This is a genomic window from Kitasatospora sp. NPDC091257, assembly GCF_044757675.1.
Classification (GTDB): domain Bacteria; phylum Actinomycetota; class Actinomycetes; order Streptomycetales; family Streptomycetaceae; genus Kitasatospora; species Kitasatospora lactacystinica.
Genome location: NZ_JBIVVI010001267.1, coordinates 1 through 2,497 on the forward strand (window position 1 = coordinate 1; position 2,497 = coordinate 2,497).

Below are 2,497 nucleotides of genomic sequence, written 5' to 3' on the forward strand. Positions count from 1 at the left end.
CTCCTCCGGCCCCCGGTCCGGCACCCCGGACACCGCCGCCGAACTGGCCGACGCGATGACCAGGGCGATCAAGCGGATCCGCCGTCAGACCGGCTGGCGGCTGGAGCCGTACGGCATCACCCCCGGCCAGGCCCGGGCGCTGCGCACGCTCGCCCACGTCCCCGGCTGCGAGACGCCGGACCACGCGATGCGGCTGAGCGACCTCGCCGACAAGCTGCACATCGCCCCGCGCTCGGCGACCACCGTGGTCGACGCGCTGGAGGAGGCCGGCCTGGTCGAGCGCAGCCCCGACCCGGCCGACCGGCGGGCGGTGCGGATCCTGCTGACCGAGGCCGGGCGGGCGGCGGTGGAGCGGATCGGGCAGGTTCGGGACGAGGTGGCGCAGGAGTACTTCGGCGAGGTCAGCCCCGCCGACGAGGAGGTGCTGCTGCGGGTGCTGCGCTCGGCCGAGGCCCGCTTCCTCGAAGCCGGGCCACCACGCCGGTAGCGGCCCCCGGGTGCAGCGCGGTGATCCCGATCCCGGCGATCACCAGCAGCGCGGCCGCGGCGGCGGTCGGGCTGATCCGCTCGCCCAGCAGCAACCAGGCCGAGGACATCCCGAACACCGGGACCAGCAGCGAGTAGGGCGCGACGGCGGTCGCGTCGTAGTTGCGCAGCAGGAAGCTCCAGGCGACGAAGCCGAACAGGGTGGAGACCAGCCCGACGTAGCCGATCGCGCCCAGTCCGGCCGGGGTGATCCCGCGCAGGGCGCGCAGGTCCGCTTCGGGCCCCTCGACCAGCAGGGACAGGCCCAACAGCGGCAGCGGCGGGACGGCGCTGACCCAGACCATCCAGCGCAGGGCGTCCGGCGGCGCGGCCTTGCGGGTCAGCACGTTGGCCAGGCCCCAGGCGAGGGCGGCCAGGACGACCAGGGCGAAGGCCCCGAGCGGTCCGCCCGCGCCCTGGTCCCGGGCGCTCAGCGCGATGCCGGCGAAGGCGACCGCCAGGCCCGCCAGCCGCTGCCGGCCGGGGCGCTCGCGCAGCAGTACGGCGGCGAACAGCGCGGTGAAGCCGGCCTGCCCCTGGAGCACCAGGGAGGAGAGTCCGGCCGGCATCCCGGCGTGCATGCCGAGGAAGAGCAGCCCGAACTTGACCACCCCGAGGACCACGCCGACCGCCACCACCCAGCGCCGGGCCACCTTGGGCGGGCCGACGAAGAAGACCGCCGGCACCGCGACGACGGCGAACCGCAGGGCGCAGAAGAGCAGCGGCGGGAAGCTGTCGAGGCCGACGTGGATCAGGACGAAGTTGAGGCCCCAGACGGCGGCCACCAGGACGGCCAGGGCGATGTGGCGCGGGCTCATGCCGCCCGGACCGCCGTTGCCACCCGTGCCACTCGTGCTGCCGGTGCTGCCCGTGCTGGTGCGGCTGCTCGGGGCGGCGGCGGTTGTCGCGGTCATGGGTCGAGCATGGCGACCCCGGACCGTGTAGCACCAGCGATGAATACTGAAGCGGACACTTTAGGATCACTGCATGATGGATCTGGGGCGCCTGCGGGCGCTGCACGCGGTGGCGGTGCACGGCTCGGTCGGCGGGGCGGCGGCCGCGCTCGGCTTCACGCCCTCGGCGGTCTCGCAGCAGATCGCCAAGCTGGAGCGGGAGACCCGCACGGTGCTGCTGGAACGGCAGGGCCGTGGCGTGGTGCTGACCGACGCGGCGCGCGAGCTGGCCGTCACCGCGCGGACCGTGCTGGGGCTGGTGGAGCAGGCCGAGGTGCGGCTGGAGGAGCAGCGCGGCCGGGCCGTCGGGCGGCTGCTGGTGGCCGCGTTCCCGTCCGGTGCCCGCGGACTGATGCCCGGGGCGCTGGCCGATCTGCGGCGGCGCTGCCCGGAGCTGGACGTCCGGTTGCTGGAGCGCGATCCCTACCCGGCGGCCGAGCTGGTGGCCCGGGGCGAGGTGGACCTGGCGCTGGTGCAGGACTGGCCGACCGTACCGCTGCCGGTGCAGGAGGGGGTCTCCCGGATGGACCTCGGCACGGACCCGGTGGACCTGCTGCTGCCCGCCGACGACGATCTGGCCGCGCTCGACCCGGTGCCGGTGGAGCGGCTGTGCGGGCAGCGCTGGATCAGCGTGCCGCCGGGCAACATCTGCCACGACTGGCTGGTCCGCACCCTGCGCGAGGCCGGCGAGGAGCCGGACGTGCGCTACCAGGTCGGGGAGTTCGAGACGCAGATCGCCCTGGTCGCGGCCGGTCTGGGCATGGGTCTGGTGCCCAGGCTCGGACGGGGCCCGCTGCCGCCCGGGGTGGCGGTCCGCCGGGTGGCGCCGGAGCCCGGCCGCCGGGTGTTCGCGCTCTGGCGCTCCCAGGCCTCCCGGCGTCCGGCCATCACCGAGGCGCTGGCCTCGATGCGGGAGTGCTGGGGGCGGCTTCCGGTCTGAGGGCCGCCGTGTTCGAGGGCATCGCGGGGGCCCGGGCCTCGTACGGGCCTCGTACGGGCCTCAGCCGGGCCTCAGCCGG

Annotated in this window: 3 protein-coding genes; 2 read left to right on the forward strand and 1 reads right to left on the reverse strand. The window is 75.6% G+C overall.

Annotated features, from left to right (window positions below; translation table 11 throughout):
* The coding region (locus tag ACIQOV_RS37130; protein WP_401055202.1) for a MarR family winged helix-turn-helix transcriptional regulator at nt 1–487 on the forward strand (487 nt) is incomplete at its 5' end.
* Here ACIQOV_RS37130 and ACIQOV_RS37135 read toward each other — a convergent pair.
* The gene (locus ACIQOV_RS37135) at nt 402–1,343 is read right to left on the reverse strand and encodes an EamA family transporter (RefSeq protein ID WP_401055203.1); all 942 of its coding nucleotides are present in this window, start codon (nt 1,341–1,343) and stop codon (nt 402–404) included. The genes ACIQOV_RS37130 and ACIQOV_RS37135 overlap by 86 nt on opposite strands.
* Before the next feature lie 169 nt (nt 1,344–1,512).
* Here ACIQOV_RS37135 and ACIQOV_RS37140 point away from each other — a divergent pair, with 169 nt between their 5' ends.
* The gene (locus ACIQOV_RS37140; protein WP_380545011.1) at nt 1,513–2,418 is read left to right on the forward strand and encodes a LysR family transcriptional regulator; all 906 of its coding nucleotides are present in this window, start codon (nt 1,513–1,515) and stop codon (nt 2,416–2,418) included.
* Nucleotides 2,419–2,497 lie beyond the last annotated feature (79 nt).